Origin of the sequence: Sulfurimonas indica (assembly GCF_009192995.1) — a bacterium.
In the GTDB taxonomy this organism is placed as follows: Bacteria; Campylobacterota; Campylobacteria; order Campylobacterales; family Sulfurimonadaceae; genus Sulfurimonas; species Sulfurimonas indica.
Genome location: NZ_SDID01000045.1, coordinates 1 through 1,009 on the forward strand (window position 1 = coordinate 1; position 1,009 = coordinate 1,009).

Annotated in this window: 2 protein-coding genes; both read right to left on the reverse strand. The window is 30.9% G+C overall.

From position 1 onward, the window contains the following. Positions 1 to 285: 285 nt before the first annotated feature. On the reverse strand, positions 286 to 582 hold the full coding sequence (locus tag ES948_RS10760; RefSeq protein ID WP_152184949.1) for a type II toxin-antitoxin system RelE family toxin: 297 nt from the start codon (positions 580 to 582) through the stop codon (positions 286 to 288). A 3-nt stretch (positions 583 to 585) separates the two neighbouring features. Beyond that, positions 586 to 894, reverse strand: coding sequence for a type II toxin-antitoxin system Phd/YefM family antitoxin (locus ES948_RS10765; RefSeq protein WP_152184950.1), 309 nt, complete (start codon positions 892 to 894; stop codon positions 586 to 588). Positions 895 to 1,009 lie beyond the last annotated feature (115 nt).

A 1,009-nucleotide genomic window follows, 5' to 3' on the forward strand; every position in this document is an offset into this window, starting at 1 on the left:
CTTCTTCAAGAAAATTGCATTTATGATTTGAACTTAGGTTTGTTATAAGTGTATCCAAAGAAGTGAGGGAATAAAAAGGAGATTCAAGCCTCCGTAAATTTAAATGTTTTTACTATAGAGACTTGGTACCTGATACCATTCGACAACTTTTTAAAATTTTAGTGATTGAAATTTATATCTAAAGAGATACCAACTAAATCTGGTATATCTTCAGATAAATATCAATGGATTTTAAAAGTTATAAAATATTTACTATGTGCCTTGTTATAGGCACATATTTATATGTTATTCTCTTCTTTTATGAGCTTCATTATATACTTTCATTCCCTCTCTTTTGCCAATAGCTATAACTTTAACAACTAAAATATCATCAACAATCTCATAGACTATACGAACCTGCTTTTTGGCAACATAGACTTTCCTCAAACCTGAGAGGTTCATATTGTTCTTGTTGCCAAGAAGTTGACCAAGTTCTGGTGAGACTTTTATCTTCTCTAATTTTTTAAAGACTTCAATGCGAACAGAGTTGTTCAGCTGTTTTAGATCCTCTTCGACAAGAGGATGGTAAATAATCTTATACATCTTTTATAGCTGACTTTTGCTTATACCAAATTTGGCAGCCATGTCATCTTCAGATATATACTCTGAGAGAGGTGTCTCTTTTCTTTTTTGAATCATATTATAAATTTCACTGTGCTCGGCAAGTTCCATTGTCTCTTCAAGAGCTTTGAGTCTTTCATATTCATCTGTTGAGATAACAACAGCTTCAAGTTTGTTGTTTTTAAGGATCCCTATCTTTTCAAGAGAATGTGCTTTTATGCTGCTAACTACACTTCCTATCTGTTTTGTAAAGTCTGTAATGGAGAATAGTTCATTTTGTGCATATTTAACCATTTCATTGTCCTTATATAATTTACTAGTTAATTTCATTGTTAATATTATACTCTATTTTAGTGTTATTGTAAAATATTGTCAAACGAACTGCTAAAATTGGCACTAAAGGAAGTGA